Annotated in this window: 11 protein-coding genes and 1 tRNA gene; 3 read left to right on the forward strand and 9 right to left on the reverse strand. The window is 47.7% G+C overall.

What is annotated here, in order from left to right:
* Window positions 1-239: 239 nt before the first annotated feature.
* A complete protein-coding gene (locus ACN5NT_RS16380) occupies window positions 240-827 on the reverse strand; it encodes a carbonate dehydratase (protein ID WP_419176133.1) in 588 nt (195 codons plus the stop codon).
* 1,223 nt (window positions 828-2,050) lie between these two features.
* Here ACN5NT_RS16380 and ACN5NT_RS16385 point away from each other — a divergent pair.
* On the forward strand, window positions 2,051-3,277 hold the full coding sequence (locus ACN5NT_RS16385; protein ID WP_419176134.1) for a SpoIIE family protein phosphatase: 1,227 nt from the start codon (window positions 2,051-2,053) through the stop codon (window positions 3,275-3,277).
* Here the strand turns inward: ACN5NT_RS16385 and ACN5NT_RS16390 are convergent.
* Window positions 3,274-3,537, reverse strand: coding sequence for a hypothetical protein (locus ACN5NT_RS16390; RefSeq protein WP_419176135.1), 264 nt, complete (start codon window positions 3,535-3,537; stop codon window positions 3,274-3,276). The two genes, ACN5NT_RS16385 and ACN5NT_RS16390, sit on opposite strands and share 4 nt — an antisense overlap.
* 509 nt (window positions 3,538-4,046) lie before the next feature.
* On the opposite strand from ACN5NT_RS16390, the gene ACN5NT_RS16395 reads away from it, so the two are divergent.
* Complete coding sequence (locus ACN5NT_RS16395; RefSeq protein ID WP_419176136.1) at window positions 4,047-5,162, forward strand: calcium:proton antiporter; 1,116 nt, start codon at window positions 4,047-4,049, stop codon at window positions 5,160-5,162.
* 214 nt (window positions 5,163-5,376) lie between these two features.
* Entirely contained in the window at window positions 5,377-7,599 is a 2,223-nt protein-coding gene (locus ACN5NT_RS16400) for a cation:dicarboxylate symporter family transporter (protein WP_419176137.1), read from the forward strand.
* Window positions 7,600-8,119: 520 nt separating this feature from the next.
* Here ACN5NT_RS16400 and ACN5NT_RS16405 read toward each other — a convergent pair.
* The 7 genes from ACN5NT_RS16405 to ACN5NT_RS16435 form a co-directional block, all read right to left on the reverse strand.
* Window positions 8,120-8,195, reverse strand: a tRNA-Phe gene (locus ACN5NT_RS16405).
* 497 nt (window positions 8,196-8,692) lie between these two features.
* Window positions 8,693-10,468: an aldehyde ferredoxin oxidoreductase family protein gene (locus ACN5NT_RS16410; protein WP_419176138.1), complete on the reverse strand. Its 1,776-nt coding sequence runs from the start codon at window positions 10,466-10,468 to the stop codon at window positions 8,693-8,695.
* A 15-nt stretch (window positions 10,469-10,483) separates the two neighbouring features.
* Window positions 10,484-11,641 (reverse strand): iron-containing alcohol dehydrogenase, encoded by a 1,158-nt coding sequence (locus tag ACN5NT_RS16415; protein ID WP_136799751.1) that lies wholly within the window; start codon window positions 11,639-11,641, stop codon window positions 10,484-10,486.
* Between the two features lie 125 nt (window positions 11,642-11,766).
* Window positions 11,767-12,477 carry a hypothetical protein gene (locus ACN5NT_RS16420; protein ID WP_419176139.1) on the reverse strand — a complete coding sequence of 237 codons (711 nt, stop codon included), beginning with the start codon at window positions 12,475-12,477 and terminating at the stop codon, window positions 11,767-11,769.
* Window positions 12,478-12,481: 4 nt separating this feature from the next.
* Complete coding sequence (locus ACN5NT_RS16425; protein ID WP_136799753.1) at window positions 12,482-13,918, reverse strand: hypothetical protein; 1,437 nt, start codon at window positions 13,916-13,918, stop codon at window positions 12,482-12,484.
* Window positions 13,919-14,462: 544 nt separating this feature from the next.
* Complete coding sequence (locus ACN5NT_RS16430) at window positions 14,463-16,553, reverse strand: sigma 54-interacting transcriptional regulator (RefSeq protein ID WP_419176140.1); 2,091 nt, start codon at window positions 16,551-16,553, stop codon at window positions 14,463-14,465.
* Between the two features lie 762 nt (window positions 16,554-17,315).
* Entirely contained in the window at window positions 17,316-17,534 is a 219-nt protein-coding gene (locus ACN5NT_RS16435) for a hypothetical protein (RefSeq protein WP_419176141.1), read from the reverse strand.
* Between the last annotated feature and the right edge of the window lie 26 nt (window positions 17,535-17,560).

Here is a 17,560-nt window from a genome sequence, read left to right on the forward strand (position 1 = left end):
GTACCGCATTGAGCAATTTGGAGAGGCTCTTCCACACAAAATCCGCGGGCGAGGACGAGTACAACCTTATTATTAAAAAGTACGTCACTAGTACGACACATTTTCCTCCAGAAACAGTGCCAAATCCCCACCCCTTAGAGTTGTGCCACAATGAAGCGGGCCCCCGATACTCATTCACTGTTATACACTCAGGAGGCCTCTCCAGACAGGAGTAACGGCCCGGACCATCCAGGTTATAATTAGCCAGCAGACCTGGCTGCCAGCATCCGTCGGTAATCCTCCCGCAACCGATTCGTTGCCAGCAAGACATTGTCCATATACGTCTTTTCCTTTTCAGAGACCAGGCGGAGATCAAGAGCGTCACGGTTTGATCGAATTACCGCACCGGCAGGTACATAGGTGTATGCCTCAAGGGTCGTTTTCATTATGGTCGCGTTCATCCCCACCCACACACCTGCTTCCAGGCTTGCGCTGTACACTGTGCTGCGCATGGCAATAAAGCACCCTGCCCCCACCTCACAAGGCCCGTGAATAGCCGCGCCATGGGCCACGGTAGAACGTTCCCCTATACTGACAATATCGCCACCGTGACTGTGGATAATGACACCATCCTGAATATTGCATTCCTCCCCCAGAATGATTGGGCTAACTTTACCGTCAGGCCCCGGTTCATCAGATCGGATTACAGCTAAAGGAGCAACAAATACATTTTTGCCCACTTTTACGTTCCCTATTATCTGTGCTGATGGATCTATGAGAGCCGTGGGATCAATTTCTGGATAATCTCCAACAAGATTTGGCCGGATATTATTGCACGCACTGATCATTTTTTCTTCTCCTCTTGGTTAGCTTCCTCCAAAATACTCGACATCCCCAACGTCACAACTAACAGGTCAAAATCAAGGTTACGTGAAACTGTGCCACACACAGAACATGGGCCCACGTCCCCGCATTCCTCGCAGGATCAAAATCTCAATGGATACGCTGAAGCTGGACCAGAGAACATACAGGATACTAAACCCCTTTGACTTTTGTCTCATCCATGTCTTTATGATCAATATATAACCAACCCCTTTTAAAAAATAACACCAATTTTTCAGTTAGATGGAGAAATATCTTTTCCCATGCCGGAGCGGTATAAACCACATGGGAAAAGGCCAGCAATTGGTTAGACTGCGTAGGCCTTGTAGTGCATTACAGTCCTGATTTTTCCTCATGCATCCGCACCGCGCCAAGCTGATTTTCACCCAACACAATTTTTGTCTTGGTGTAACGCCTCTCCCCAGAGATCTTGGTAAGGTTTGCCTCCTTCCCGTCTCTTTGCTCCCTGCCTGACTGAATCATTCATTATGTCAGCCGCCTTTACCCGGCTCCAGCACCAGTTTTACAGCTTCTTTGCGCCACAGTTGCAGTGTCTGCTCCGCACGATGACAATTCAAATGCTATTTGCAGAAGTTGTCCTTCAACCTCCAGACGACCGGAGTGGGACCTGAGAATCCTAATCCTGCACAAAAATTCCTGATTACATTGATACTGCAAAACTACTACTGCTATCGACCACAGCAAAATCGGCTTTCCCGTTTATCAAGAAAAGCATTTTCAAACGATGCATCATCTTTGATTTCTCTCTCAGGCTCAGACACCACAAGTTCAAAAAAAAGCCTCTGGAGGATATTGAGTGAATTCCTCTGGTCTCTCCCTGTTCACTTTACTCGAAGCCTGTCGGAGAATTGCAATTATTGCAGAGATCGAGACATCGAGGGGGGTGGCAGATCATGCCGAACCATATGGCTGATATTACCAGCATTAATTTTCCATTTATAATGCCGACTTGGGGAAAAGGTTTTTCTCCGACAGGCTCCTGGTTAATAACTAATTACATGATTGAGTGTCTCATTTTTCGCAAAAATAGAACCTGGTTTAGCAGTAAACTTAGTGAAATACAGGACTTGATCTGGGCCAGAAGGTACTCTAAGCTATTTATAGCAGGCGGCTAGCCCCCTTCTAATGAAACGGAAATTGACAATACAGTCTTCTGGAGCAACTGATAATGACCTCGGATAAAGAATGCAGCACCCTTGAATCCATAAATCGCTCCCTGCGAGAAGAGATTGCGGAGTTGACTCATCGACTGAAATCCAAAGAGCAGGAAGTCGAAAACTTGGGCGCGTTATCACTGACTGAAATTATACTTGAAAACAGTAACGCCATCCTCTTTCGTCGTTTGGCAGCCGATGATCCCAAAAAGCGTAAAATGGTCTATGTATCTCGAAACATCTCGTGCTTTGGTTATCATGCAGAAGACTTTCTGGTGGGAAAAATCATGTTCAGGGATATTGTCTATCATGAAGATTCAGCGAGAACTCTAAAGGAAATACAGGATTTTGTAGAACAAGGGATAGAGAGCTACTCTCAGACATATCGTATTATCACCGGCGATGGTGATATTCGCTGGATCGAGGATCGCACCTCAATTTTCGAAGACCCCTCTACAGGAACCCGTTACCACCAGGGTATTGTGATCGATATTCATGAGAAGAAAAAAGCTCTTCAACTTGCGGCAGAAGTGCAGAAGAGCCTCTTGCCTGAGGATGATCCCATTATTGACGGCCTCGATATCGCAGGAAAAACATTCCCCTGTGATGAGGTGGGTGGTGATTATTTCGATTATTTACCCGAATCTACAACGGGGAATGGATCTTTATCGATAATCATAGGCGATATTAGCGGACATGGCGTTGATGCCGCTCTTCTGATGGCAAGTGCTCGAGCATTTCTTAGGATGCGGGCGTCACAGCAAGGAGCAGTGAAGGATATAGTGATGGCCATGAATCGACATTTGACCGAAGATATGGAAAAAAACGGCAGGTTCATGACATTGTTTTATCTTACTTTGGATCGGTGTCATACGAGCATGGAGTGGGTTCGCGCCGGGCACGACCCCGCAGTTCTGTACGACCCGGTTACCGATCTCTTTACGGAGTTGAAAGGCCCCGGTCTCGCACTCGGTATTGATAAGGATTATGACTACCATCAGCAGCAATTCGAGAGCCTGGCACCTCATCAAGTTCTTCTGTTGACAACAGATGGTATCTATGAAGCCTGCAACCAAGATAATGAAATGTTTGGTAAAGAACGCATGCAAAATATAGTCCGACAACATTCAACTCAAACAGCGAAGAACATTCTTGACCAGATCATTCAGGAGCATAACAGTTTTACCTCAGGAGTCGCTCAAGCGGATGATATTACCATAGTTATCGTGAAAATTATTTAGCAATCAATTGATGTTCCTGTTTTGCCTGTTTTGCTTTGATGAATGTATGTTCTTACAGGAACATTACATAATTTGGGGGAAACATTCCGGTACCTTACTTGGGGCGCAACACTGTTGTAATGCCTGATTTGCAAGTAGTCTCTTCTATCCTTTAAAGAGTGCCGGTTATTCTCACTCAATGCGGGAGCACCAAAACATACTGCAGCCACGAAACTACCTAACATCAGTTCCTTAATTCCGCCGGTATCAAGAATTCTCATAGCCCACCCCTCTTCTCACCATTTATATTTCTGTAGATCTTCTACGCATCTGCAATAGCTCAGGTTGCCCAACCGTTTGCTTGAGTCGGTTCTATAACCGTAACATTCTATAAGCAGAGAAACAATCTATCCCCTCGGCTCTTTTAAAAAACTGCAATCCAGGCGGTGAGGATTCTCCTGACAGGCTGGCATATGCTCAGATAGATCTTCTCCTACAGAGGGGCTGTTTAGGCTTGATCAGGGTGGTTGACACCAAAGCGGAATTGTCCACAGCCCTTTGCCGTTGATGGAACAACTGTTCCAATACGCATTAAGTGAACCGTAACAGGAACTCGAGTGAATTTTCAGATTTGCTTAAATAGTTTACATTACAAATAATAACCTCTATCATTACGATAAAGTGTATTGCTGTTGGTTATCTATCAAAGACTTCATGTAGGTCTATATCTCTACGGGTGCTTCAAGCTTTTACTTATTTAAATATAATTCAAAAGCAAGTTAGGAGTAGGATGAACAGAGATACGTTAGGTAAGTTCGTAAAGGAAGAAGTTGGTCTACTGGCTGGTTTGATAACTCTTGCCTGTTTTCTACTTTTGGGCAAGGCCTGGCTGACCAACATGTCAGGTGCGGTTTTACCAACAGCCTTTTTCTTCTGGCTTTTCCTTATCATGCTGTGGTTGTCTTTTGGTGTGGTCAAACATGCTGACTGCCTGGCAATTAAGCTTGGTGAGCCCTATGGCACACTCATTCTTACACTTTCAGTAATCAGTATCGAGGTTGTGATGATCTCAGCAGTTATGCTAACAGGGGATCAAAACCCGACCCTCGGTCGCGACATGATGTTTGCTGTATTGATGATAGTACTCAATGGGTTGATCGGCATTTCATTACTTTGTGGAGGTTTACGCCATTTAGAACAAGTCCATAATCTTCAGGGTGCCAATACCTTCCTCACTGTTCTCATTCCACTATCGGTTCTGAGCCTCATCCTGCCAGATTTTACCCTTGCCACTGAACGGGGGACATATTCTACTACTCAGATGATTTTTGGTATTCTTGCCTCTGTTTCACTCTATGGTACCTTCCTGGCAATACAGACCATGCGTCATCAAGGGTTCTTTATGATACCAGGTGGTGACCCGGAAGGTGAGCATGACCATGGCAACCTGGTTATTCGCCCAGTGCCATATCACGCGTGTCTGCTGCTTCTCAATATGCTGCCTATCGTTTTACTTTCAAAAAACATGGCAAAGATTATCGATTACAAGATTGTAGCATACAATGCTCCAATGGCCCTTGGAGGTGTTTTGATTGCGGTGCTGGTTCTTGCACCTGAAGGTGTTGCGGCCATTAAATCAGCCACCTCTGATAAACTCCAGCGTTCAGTCAATATTTGCCTTGGCTCGGCCCTTGCCACTATAGGCTTGACTGTACCGGCAATTTTGCTGATTGGTCTTGCGACCGGCAGCAAAGTGGTTCTTGGTCTTGGTCAGGTGGACATGGTTTTACTAATCACAACATTGGTTGTTTCTATCGTGACCTTTTCCAGTAACAAGACAAATATAATTCATGGAGTGGTTCATCTGATTCTTTTTGTTACGTATTTAGTCATGATCTTCGACTAGGTTTGCAAACGAGAGGATGATAAAAAATAAATCGATTTACTGTAAAGTTTTTTGTTCAACATTTCATGGTGTCAAATTCTTCGATCGAAATTAGAGTCGTCAATTACGTATGCTAGTAAAGTCTGATCTCTTCTGATCACCCACGACTATTTAATTTACTAGCTCACCCTGTATCACAGAATGTCGGTTCAACAAGTCAAGGGAAAATACACCCATGAGTAATTCCAATATGCCGCCAACTCCCCCCCCCTCTGCCACCCTTCGCTTTGGTCTGCCCGAACAGGTTTTACTCAGCGTCTTTTTGGGTATTATCACTGGTCTATTTTTTGGTGAACAAGTGGGGTGGTTGAAAATTGTAGGTGAAGTTTTTATTCAATTATTACAGATCACAGTAATCCCTTACATTTCTCTGGCATTGATCACCGGAATAGGATCTCTCCACTATGAGGAGGTGAAATCTCTGGCTATCAAGGGTGGAAGCATCCTGCTCGTTATCTGGGCGATAGCGGTTTCATTGGTGATACTCATTCCAATAGCATTTCCTTCCTGGATTACATCGTCGTTTTTCAGTACAAGTCAAATTACTGAGCCAGTTCCATTTGATTTCCAGCGACTTTTCATTCCCTCAAACCCTTTTAGCTCCTATGCCGAAGGTGCTGTTCCTGCCATTGTTATCTTTAGTATTTTGCTTGGTATTGCTCTTATTGGACTTTCACAGAAAATAAAGGTACTGGAGCCCCTGACGTTGATTCAACAGGCTACCATGAAGATCACCTCCATTATTTCAAAACTCAGTCCGATAGGCGTATTTGCACTTATGGCAGATATGGCAGGAACAACGGATGTAGCGGACTTTGCTCGACTGCAGGTGTATGTTGTTATTTACTCAGCAATTTGCCTCATTCTGGCCCTCTTTGTTTTACCTGGACTGATTACAGTTTTTACACCCTTTCGTTATCGACGAATCATCTCCGAACTGCGAACTCCTTTAATCACTGCTTTTGCAACCGGGAGTTCTCTAATTGTGTTACCTCAGCTCATAGAGCAGTGTAAAAAAATTATCAATGCGGCCGAATTACCATCAGTTTCGCCGGATGATGCTGATTCATCGGTCGAAGTCTTAATCCCGACCTTTTATACTTTCCCCAGTGTCATGGGGGTACTCTCACTATCATTTCTTCTTTTCGGTGGGTGGTATATCGGTTCGGAGGTTTCTGCATCTTCCTATCCTCTGCTCTTTGCTGCCGGAATACCCGCTTTGTTTGCTGGCACAATAAAGACTATACCGTTTTTACTGGACCTCATGCATCTCCCCGCAGATCTTTTTCAGGTCTTCGTCTCTGTTGATGTAATAACCTCACGTTTTGGAACGCTGTTATCTGCGATGCAATATGCAACAATTGGTTTGATCGGTACCATGCTGTTGTTACGAAGAACCTATTTCAACTGGCGCCAGCTTGTACAGGTGACTGTCATAAGTATCTTGCTCATCACTGCAATCTTACTCGGAGTTCGCTGGTTATATTCTACCTTTATTGTTGTTCATTATACCAAAGACAAAGCCCTGCAGAGTATGCAATTTTGGGGTACTCCTCAACCGTTCACTATCAGATACGACCATGACGGTGGTGTCACTGAAACAGATGCAAAACCAGCAAATTCTGAGCAGATAGTTGAAAGAGGGGTGTTGAGAGTGTGTTTTCAACCTGACGAATATCCTTCATCGTTTTTCACGAATGAGAATCGCTCTCAACTCGTAGGTTTTGATATTGAGATGGCGCACAGGCTTGCAAAGAAATTTGGCTTGCCTCTCGAGTTTATAGCAACCGAATCAGAACAAGAAGCAGCACAGTTCCTTAATAATAGTGCATGTGACGTATATACACGGAGTGTGTCCGTTTCCTGGCAAAAAACAAATCAATTTTCATTGACATCGACAGTTTATGTCTCATCTTTGGGCCTGATTGTACGAGATCATAACAGAAATGATTACCTGAACTGGCAAGAGATATTACTTAAAAAAGAGTCTTTCACTGTGGCTGTTGAAAATAACATCAGCAACTTATCCAAGCTTTCAATGGCCCTGCCAAAGGCAACAATTGTGCCCATTCAGAATAGAGAAGAACAGGTGAGGATGCTTGAAAACAATCTCGATAGTGTTGATGCAATACTGGATTTAGCTGAGGAAGGTGCTGCTGTGACATTGCTTTACCCGGCCTTTACTCTTGTAGTACCTAAACCTGTAATCAGAGAACCCGTTGTTTATGCTGTTGCCCGTGACAATAAACAGTTGCTTCTGGCAATAAACGCCTGGCTGCTCAACGAGAAATCGTACGGAGTGGTTGATGCACTATATAACCACTGGATGTTGGGTGATGCGATGAAGCGTGATAAATTACCCCGGTGGTCTATTCTTCGGGATGTTTTGAAGTGGTGACGCGATGTACGATGATTTTTATGGGCTATTGTCGAGGTATGTTTCTGCCAGATACGACATACGTGAATTATTTGGTAACCTCAACCGTAACGCTGGATTGTGAGCATTGAATTTTTTATTGCCAAACCGAAGGTTATCCATGTTGTCTTCCTCTTGAAGTTAACGTGTTTCCTGCTTATCTTCGGCAGCGCCGTTAGCGATCAAGAACAACAAGGCGTTAGGCAATGTATAAGATTCACGACAGTGTAGGTCATTCCTCTGATATTAAATAATTTCGGCTGGGGTAGGTTATAGGATCTTCAAAGCTCGGACTGAATAGAGATATACTCTGACGCAATAAAAGCAGATGCGCAAACACGTGAACGAATCTCCCCCATCATTGCCGCCAAGGATTATCCTACCCAATGAGCGACACACGATAACTGCAGGCAATTGAAAAACGTCCGCAAACACGACCGGACAAATTCAGGAAACGAAAAAAGCCCTTCCAACATGTTGCTGAAAGGGCTTTCTATCTAAATGGTGCCGAGACCAGGAATCGAACCAGGGACACACGGATTTTCAAGCCGTTGCCCTACCGACTGAGCTATCCCGGCACCGCGTATAGTGTGTAACGCGTTGGGTGGGTATGCCATTTACAAAACATCTGCGAGGGTGGTTATAAATTGGCCCCGGCAACAGGTATCAGTCATGCCGGACAAACGATTGTACGCCATCGACTACCAGCTCTTTTAGGAACCATAACTTTTTCAGAGATATAACTGCATATTCCTTCTCGGGTTTAATATTGTCACCAAACCATATAGTAACATCCTCAAGAACCGTACTTTGATACTTCTCCGGGCATGAAGGTTTCCCCAAGCGAACCGCCGGGGTGCAGGCAATAACCTGCCTTCCACCACATCAGCCACCTGCCGAATGAGTAAATTCAAGCCAAACAGTTATATCGCTTCCTTTCTTTTTTACGTATTCCAGTGCTTCCGGTGATACAACAAACATTCTCACTCCAGCGGTTATGTACCCCCGAGCCAGGTGGCGCCCAAAACAGGGCACCACCACAACTCCACGAGTCACTCTGTATCTCGATTTCGGTCTAGCCTTTAGGCACCGGTATACCTTCCTCGTCCCAGCCCCTGGTTTTGTAGTAATTCCTCAGAAGAATGGTCATATTTTCCTCAGAGATCACCCGGCCAGATTCAGGCAAGACCTCTCTGGCAAACCGCTTGGGCAGTCTATCATCCTCAACGGTCAATCCCTCACGGATATTGAACAACCTGGTGTTATCAGTGATACGTCTTGAAATAGCTACCATGGCTTGTTCACTGAGATCAAGACCGGTTACTCCTTTTACCATGGTGGCCAACTCCTGCCACTGGTACATGTCGCGGTAGAATCGACAGAGAATCAGCGTATCAAAAAAGGTGAGCCGGTCTTCCCATTCAACGAACATCTCAGACTTGCCCTGAATTTTCTCGGGGTCGCTCATTCCGGTAATTTCCGGTTTATAGAAGGTCGCCCGCAGATGACAGGCGCCACGGGCGGAGGTGCCGTAGGCAAGCCCCATACCTTTCAGAACCCTCGGGTCGTACCCGGCCGGTTCCAGTCCCTTGACGTGGATTGCCTGATCCACCATGTCCCACTGCTCCGCAGCCACCTTGATGCCATCGGCCAACACATCGCCATAGCCCTGCCGATAGGCAATGTCCTGCAAGAGTCGGGCAATTGCCTCGGTATCTCCATAGCTCAGATCCAGCTCGATACGACCCTGAAGCACGGCTTCAATGGCCAACCCCACCAAATTACCTGCGGTGATGGTGTCCATACCCAACCGGTCGCAGAGGTCGTTGAGATAGAGGATATCCTCAATGTTATCCACTTCGCAGAGTCCACCAAAGGCGTAAATGGTCTCGTACTCCGGTCCTTCGACGGTCAGGCCTTGATGTTTCCCGCTCTTGACCGTCGACAGGCGCCCGCAGGCCATGAAACATTTTCTGCAGGCATTGGGTCTGACCTCGCACCGCTCATGCAAGGCGGTGGCGTTGATATTTTCCCGATGTTCGCTCTGCCCTTTCGACCAGTACCTGGTCGGAAATGCCCGGGCCTCATTGAGCACGTCGACCATCATTGGGGTGCCGAGCTTTTTATACGCCTTCACCCCATTGTCGGTCTTGCTTCTTTCCGACAACTCCCGGGCAAATGCGGCCACCAGTTCAGGATCAGCCACCTCGGCTTTCTGCCTGCCGTGAAAAGCGATGGCTTTGATGTTTTTGGCACCCAGCACGGCGCCGGCGCCGGTTCGTCCGGCAGATCGCCAGTAGTCGTTTTCGATCAAGGCAAACGTCACCCCGTTCTCGGCGGCCGGACCCACCACCGACACCCCGCATTTTGATGTCTCCGGTCTGTTAGCGGAAATCCACTGTTTGATTCGGTCCTCGGTGGCATAGGTGTCCAGGCCACGCAGCTGCTCCGCCGAATGGAACCGCACGGTGTCATCCGATACTTCCACCCACACCAGCTCTTCTGAGCGCCCATGGAAAACAATGGCGTCGTAGCCGGTCGCGTCGATGTATTCGGCCACGGTTCCACCCGAGTAGGACTCTGCATAGAAACCGGTCTGGGGGGATTTGGTGAACACCCCGTACCGGCAGGAACCCCAGACCCGTGTCGCCGCCACAGGCCCGACAGAGAAAATAAGGTGGTTATCAGGCCCCAGAGGATCCACCCCCGGGGGGTTGAACTGCATCAACAGGTGACTGGCCAAACCCTTGCCACCCATGTGCTCACGCAGCAGTTCATCTGTGATTTCAATTGACTCAAAGCTGTTATCAGTAACATCTATTTTCAAAAGTTTATTATAGAATCCGTACACAAGCCCTCCCCCCCGCTAAAGAACACGCCGATAGATGTTTTCAGCATCTTCCTGCTGAAGCGTCCTCGGATTATTGGCTAAAAGGCGTGTAACCTTCATCACTCCTTCCGCCAAACCCGGTATATCCTCGTCCTTCACCCCATACGCAGTAAGGTTTTGGGGTACATTGAGGTCATCCGCCAGCTGTTTGACTGCAGCCACTCCGAGTTCTGCCAGCTTTCGCTGGCTCATGCCCTTTTCGCCTTCCCCGAAAATTTTCGCAATTTCAGCAAATTTCTCTATATTTCCTATGAGATTGAACTCCATCACCGGTGTCAGCATGATGGTGTTGGCGATACCATGGGGAATATGGAACTCTGCACCTATCGGATAGGCAAAGGCATGAACGGCGGTCACCCCGGCATTGGCAAAGGCCATGCCGGCAAGCATGCTGCCCTCGAGCATCTTCTCTCGCGCCTCGATGTCCTGCCCGTTGGCGTAAGCTGTCCTGATATTATCGAAAATCAGCTCCATCGCCTTGACTGCCAGCATATCCGTGGTTGAGTTGGCGTTGATCGAGGTATAGGCTTCCATGGCGTGAATAAGCGCATCCATGCCGGTGGCAGCGGTCACCGCAGGCGGCAGACCGACCGTCAACTCCGCATCGAGCAGCGCGCAATCAGGAAAGAGATGTGAGCTGACCACTCCTTTCTTCAGTTTTTCTTGATGATCGGACAAAATGACGATCGGGGTAACCTCGCTGCCGGTGCCGGCAGTGGTCGGAATCAGCACCATGGGCAGACCAGGCTTTTTCACCAGATCGATACCGAAATATTCTGCCACGCTGCCTGGGTTGTTGACCATTACCGCAACGATTTTGGCGATATCCAGGGAAGAGCCGCCACCGATACCGATAATGCAGTCAACACCTTCTGCCTGTACCAGCTGCACGACTTCATTGACCAGTTCATAACGGGGATCAGCCTCGACCTTGTCGAATCTGGCACATTGCAACCCTCCTTCACTCAGGAGTTCCTCCAGGCGCTCGATGATGCCTGTGGCCACCAGGCCGGGATCAGTGACGATCATCGGTTTGCTGCCCCCCAGAGCGGCTATTTCCTGAACGATATTATTGATTGCACCGGCTCCCATGACCAGGCGCTCGGTGGTACGAAACATCTTTATATTTGACATAACAGCATCTCCTGACACACCGCCCGGAGATTGGCGCGATGTGCATGTCGTAAGGGGCCATATTCAAGCACCTCTGGCAGACAGCATAAGCTGCCCGCATTGAGAAGTGCTCACATATGCCCAAATTATTTGAAATACCTTTGATACAGATAAGCCGTGAAACCGTGTATCAGGTCTGGTCGAATTTCCTCTGTTGCGAGTGTTTCAACCAGCAATGCCAACCCTTCTGGCTTGACGATGGATATGCCGTCAAACAGCGCCTCTTGCAATGAATCGCTATGGGTTGGAACCAGGATTGGCTTGGGCATGATTTCAGTGCTATAACCTTTCTTTATCAATAGATTCACCAGATGACTTACTCGCCACAAATTGCCGGTACACTTGGCAAGGGATTCATCACCGGCCATAAGAGTCTCCTGCTCTACCCGAATCGCTCCGGGTAACGTAGCCTTGCCAATGACAAAGATCCCTTTCGGTGACAGGACCAAAAAACTCACATGGATCAACTCCAGGGTGAAGCCACAGAGGATGGTGTAATCGTCACCCAGTTTGCTGAGAGCCTCGACAATCTTTTTTTCTCCCTGCAAGTGACGCGCGTGGTCGGCTTTCTTGAAATACCGCTTCCACCAGTTTGGGTTTTTCCTGTTGAATGCGAAATAGACCAGGACCAGAATCACCAGTACGGCGCATACCAAAGAGACCATATGCTCCTGCCACTTCTGATCAGACACCAGCATGAAACCGATGAGGGAAAACCCAACTATGACTATCAGGGCTACCTGGGTGAGCGGAACCTTCTGCTCCTTGCCCTGTTGATACCCGACAATTTGTGCCATTCGATCAGTTCCTCATGTTTCCTTTCAATGCTTCAGCGACTTGCTTTTCAATATTCTCAGGTGAATCGCAGGGAAAGATCGGATCTTCCTTCTCGTACGCCTTGGGAAAACTGCTGAGGTAAATCAAGAAAGTAAGAAGAATTGCTGAGCCCAATCCCCAGGCGGCGCCTCGGGTGGCAAGGATTGCGCCAGCGACGCCGGCAATGCCGAGGTCGTTGAATCCCCGCGACTTCAGCACACCAACCCGTACACTCACATAGCCTTGAATCAGCATGGTGGAGGCCAGACCGACTCCGAGGATCGGTTTCACTGTGGAGACGATCGGGGCAAGAAAATAACCGGTCCAGGTTCCCATGCGGAAGGAACCGGCGCCGCCATTGATGGAGTCCATCGCTCTCGGACCATGCTTGTACCGCTCACACACCACAACCTGCATTGCCGCCCAGAGAGGGCCACACATGGAAATATCCGGTCCGAGGAAACTCATAATGCTGTTACGGACACCAAAAATGATGTGGGACCTGTTGGGATTGTAGTCGACATTCTCATCGGGACGATATTTCTGGGCGTCATCGAGCAGAGCCTGTGACTGAATTACATCACCGAAAACAACTATATAGCAGCTGATCACCATGGGCAGACCGGTAATGAACATCTCCAGTGGGGGAAACGGGATATTGCCAAATACGGTGAAGTCCCTGAACAGGCCTGCAAAATCAGGGTGGGTGATGATGCTGCCGTCGTAAGTCGGCCACGGTAGCTCGCCAAGCAGTGGTCCGACGAAAATTGCCAGGGCAAGCGCAGGCATCATGCCGAGGTTACCAAGGTAATACATGAACTTGTTCTTACGCCTGAGCTTCTTGAAATGCTCTGAAAACAACAGATAAAAGGCGATACCTATGCAGATGGTAATGGTCCATGGATTGGAGTCAAAACTCTTCAAGCCCTCGCCCGGCTTAAAGACCAGCATGACCGCGGAAAAGCCGGCCCCCAGCAAGATGGCTGACTGCACGGCATTGGGAATAAGGGAGACAAAACGCTTCGCCAGACCGGTCACCCCGAGAAAGACACAAAACACTCCGAAGGTGAGCTGAAAGGCAATAAGTGCCTGCATCCGCGCAGCCCCGGGTGCGAAGGTTTCAACGTAGGCAATCAGCAGTGGGATTGCGGGGGTTATCCAGCCCGGAATCACGGGATCACCGAAAGTTACATGAGCCAGATACAGCGTTCCGTTGATAATGACGATTGCCAGTGCAACCTCGAAGGACATCCCCAGTTTACCCGTCAGTACCGGTATAATCGCAAGGCAAACCGTGCACATCAGCAGCCCCTGCAGATAATCGGCTATTTCGAATCGGTAGTGGATGAAAGGCAAACGGAAGGTTAACGACCCCATACGTATGCCCGGTTGGCATGCACCATATTCTCTCTTTGCTTTCATGTACAATCACTCCTGGTTAAACGTGAATAATTGTCCTGCTTGAATTTCATCAATTCTCCGCGCAGAGAACCCGGCTATCGTGCCGGTGGTTACAAGTAAAGCAAGAAGCGCGCCCGGAGTGTACATTTTTGTCATTTTCAGTCATTCCTTGAAAATGAGACTGGATTTGGTCCAACCACCCTGATACACGGATCCCTTGAATGGTCATTCAGAAAGGGAATATCCAGCAGATTGGCAATCATTTGCCATAACTGGATAAAAGTGACATCATCCACGTTCCACCCCACCGTTTTCGATGGGAAACATGTTTTGTCAGGAGGAGGTGAAAGGGAACAGTGAAATATCGAAAGGATATGGATTTCAACAGAGGAAGAATATTCGACAACCATAGCAATTCACCACAAAATTGATGCTGTTTCGCATCAACCACACTCATTTTTCACTCTAAACAGCTATCAAACAATTTGGTTTTCCCTTCTATCGAAAGGAATGCCAAGACACCGATGCTTATCCGCATCGCCTGATGCCGACCAGCATCAGGTGATCACCCGCAAAACTGTATCCCGAAACGGTTGGCCTTGCGGACCACCGTCGACTGGTTGATACCCAGCGCTTTCGCTACCTTACGGGAACTGCCGTGCTTGTCTATGGCACCTTTAAGCAGCCTGCACTCAAACTCCTCAAGCGCCACCTTGAATGGTTTCTCCCCGTGGGCCACGGAGGCAACTGGTGAAAGCAGAGTTCTCAGCCGGGTTGGCAGGGCTTCGACCGTTATCACCTCTCCCTGGGCCATAATAAGCAGCTGCTCCACCATATTTTCAAGTTCCCGCACATTTCCCGGCCAATCGTAACCGACCAGAACCTCCAGCGCCTCCGTGGTGATCTGCTTGCTCAACCCCTGTTTTTTGTTGTGCTTGCGGAGAAAGAAATAGACAAAGTGACTAATGGCCTCTTTCCTTTCACAGAGGGGAGGAATAACAACCGGCACCACATTGAGCCTGTAGAAGAGATCTTTTCTAAAGAGCTTCTCACGGACCATCTGCTCCAGATCCCGGTTCGTTGCTGCCATGATGCGAATATCAACTTTCTTGGGCTTGGCTCCACCTATACGGACGACCTCCCTCTCCTGCAGCACGCGTAACAATTTTACCTGCAGCCCCATCGGCATCTCCCCTATTTCATCAAGAAAGATGGTTCCTCCGTGAGCGAGTTCAAAAACACCAGCCCTGCCCTCCTTGCTCGCTCCGGTGAAGGCTCCCGGCGCATACCCAAACAGCTCCGACTCCAAGAGATTTTCTGGGATTGCCGCACAACTGAGCTTGACAAAAGGCCTATTCCGCCGCGCTCCGTGGCGGTGAATAATCTCGGAAACGACCTCTTTGCCAACACCGGAATCCCCTTGGATCAAAACGGTGGAGTCCACCTCGGCAAGCTTTAAAGCGAGTGTATACACCTCCTTCATTTTCTTCGACTTTATGACAAAATCCTTCTGATCATCAGCGTGCATACGCAGCTGCTGGATTTCTATCTCATATTGCGACTGCAGCTGTTCCATCTTGCTAATCTTTTTCTGCAACTGATTCAACTCGGTTACATCTCGTACGTTGGTCACCACCCGAAAGATGTTGCCATCACAGTCAAAGACCGGATTTCCTGTCACCACGACCGTCTTGCCAGTCTTCATGATATGCTGTACGATTGTGACAGGCATTTTTTCCCGAAGAACCCTTAAGGTGACAGATTCATCATAAATGCCCTCCTCAACCAGGCTACTCATGGTCCTGCCAACGACTTCTTCTCTGGTGACACCTGTTATGCGCTCATAGGCCGTATTGACTTTCAGAGTTGTACTCTCCCCGTCGGTCACAAAAATGCCATCAAAGGAAGAATCAATGATCGCCTTGAGTTCCTTGGAAATATCAGTTATTCGATCCAACTCTGTGGACATCGACTCGTAGTCGGTTATGTCACGCAATATAGCAAAACCTCCGATCATTCTCCCGTCATGACGAATGGAGGTCCAATTTGCTACATAGATGGTGTCGCTTTGCCTGAACTTCTGAATCAGCTTGAAATCATTGTTCTTAAGGAGGGTTTTGGGCGAGGTCGGCCCAAACATGTTTGTTATTGCTTGCCCGAGAATGTCTTCTCTTTTGGCCTTGAACTCTTTGCAGGCCGCAGCGTTAACAACAACCACCCGGCACTGATTGTTGATTATGACGATTGGCTCATCGACACAGTCTAGCAGCGGGTCGAGCAGAGCAAAAATATGATCGGGAGTATTGAGGAGAAATACATCGAAGTCAGAACGCCTCAGCAGGCCGGCAATTTGGTCTTCATCATACACCACCCAGCGATCAAATGGTTCATTGACAAGTGAGTCGATCGGTACATTCGAGAGAGTACTGCCGACAGAACTTCGGGTCATGCTGCCGACATTAGCGTCAGGCATGGCCCCAGCCGCCAGCGCCGCGACAACATCATCGCGCGTGACAACTCCTACCGGGATGCCATCGCTCGTTTTGACAACAATCTCCCTATCCCGGTTTGGGTCACACTTTTTCGCAGCATCCCGAAGTGTTGCATCAGCAGACAGGAACACTATCCTGTCATGCATAATATCAAGAACATCCATCCCTCCCTCCTTCACTAAGCGAACCGGCAGGTCAGTTCCCAAACTGTTTCCCCACGCCCTTTCCGGCTAAGTAACACCAATTTAAGAAAAAGGTCAAATATCGATTCTACGCTCGGAAACACGGACAGAGAAAGAGAGGCAAATAGAACAGATCGACTGTTGTTATGCTCATTGCTGGGGTAATACAATAAGTGCAACAGACTGAAGGGTGAAAAGTGAGTGAGTTGACGATATGGTTCCAGCTCTCACACCTAACCACGGTATTTCATGAACAATCACAACAAACAATATCACCAACTCACTCAAGAGCAAAGATGCCGAATTTACGGCTTGGGTATATATAGGCTCAGCGTGAATTGGAAATTTCCGGAGTACGAGTTAACATACTTGGACACAGGAGATTTCAATGAAAAAGAAGCGATACACCAGGGCTTCGAGGGTAACCTTTGCTTTAAATTCGGCTGAAATTTCCTTCTCTTGGTCATGAGTGAAGTCCTTTTTGATCTTTTGACTCCACCTTAGCTAATGGTCCAATTTACCGCACCCACTTCTGTTTGTTATAACTGTACTGCTATTTTGTTTTGATGAATGTATGTTCTTACAGGAACATTACATAATTTGGGGAAAACATTCCGGTATCTTACTTGGGAGGCAACACTGTTGTAATGCCTGACAGTAAAGTAGTCTCTTCTATCCTTTAAAGAGTGCTGGTTATTCTCACTCAATGTGGGGTCGCCAAAAACGTAATCATACTAATTAGTTTTATGTATCTTTTTCGAGATTCTTCTTGCGCTGCAACAGTCTGATAAACGTTAAACCAACAATCAGACAACCGAGAAACGGCATTTCATTAACCACCTCGTGTATTGCCGTAGGTTCAGGAAACGTATATTTCATTAATACGGGAGCGCCAAAACATACTGCAGCAACGAAACTGCCTAACATAAGCTCCTTAATTCCGCCAGTATCAAGAATTTTCATAGCCCACCCCTCTTCTCACCAATTAT

Source organism: Desulfosediminicola sp. (assembly GCF_048381775.1).
In the GTDB taxonomy this organism is placed as follows: Bacteria; Desulfobacterota; Desulfobulbia; order Desulfobulbales; family Desulfocapsaceae; genus Desulfopila; species Desulfopila ganghwensis.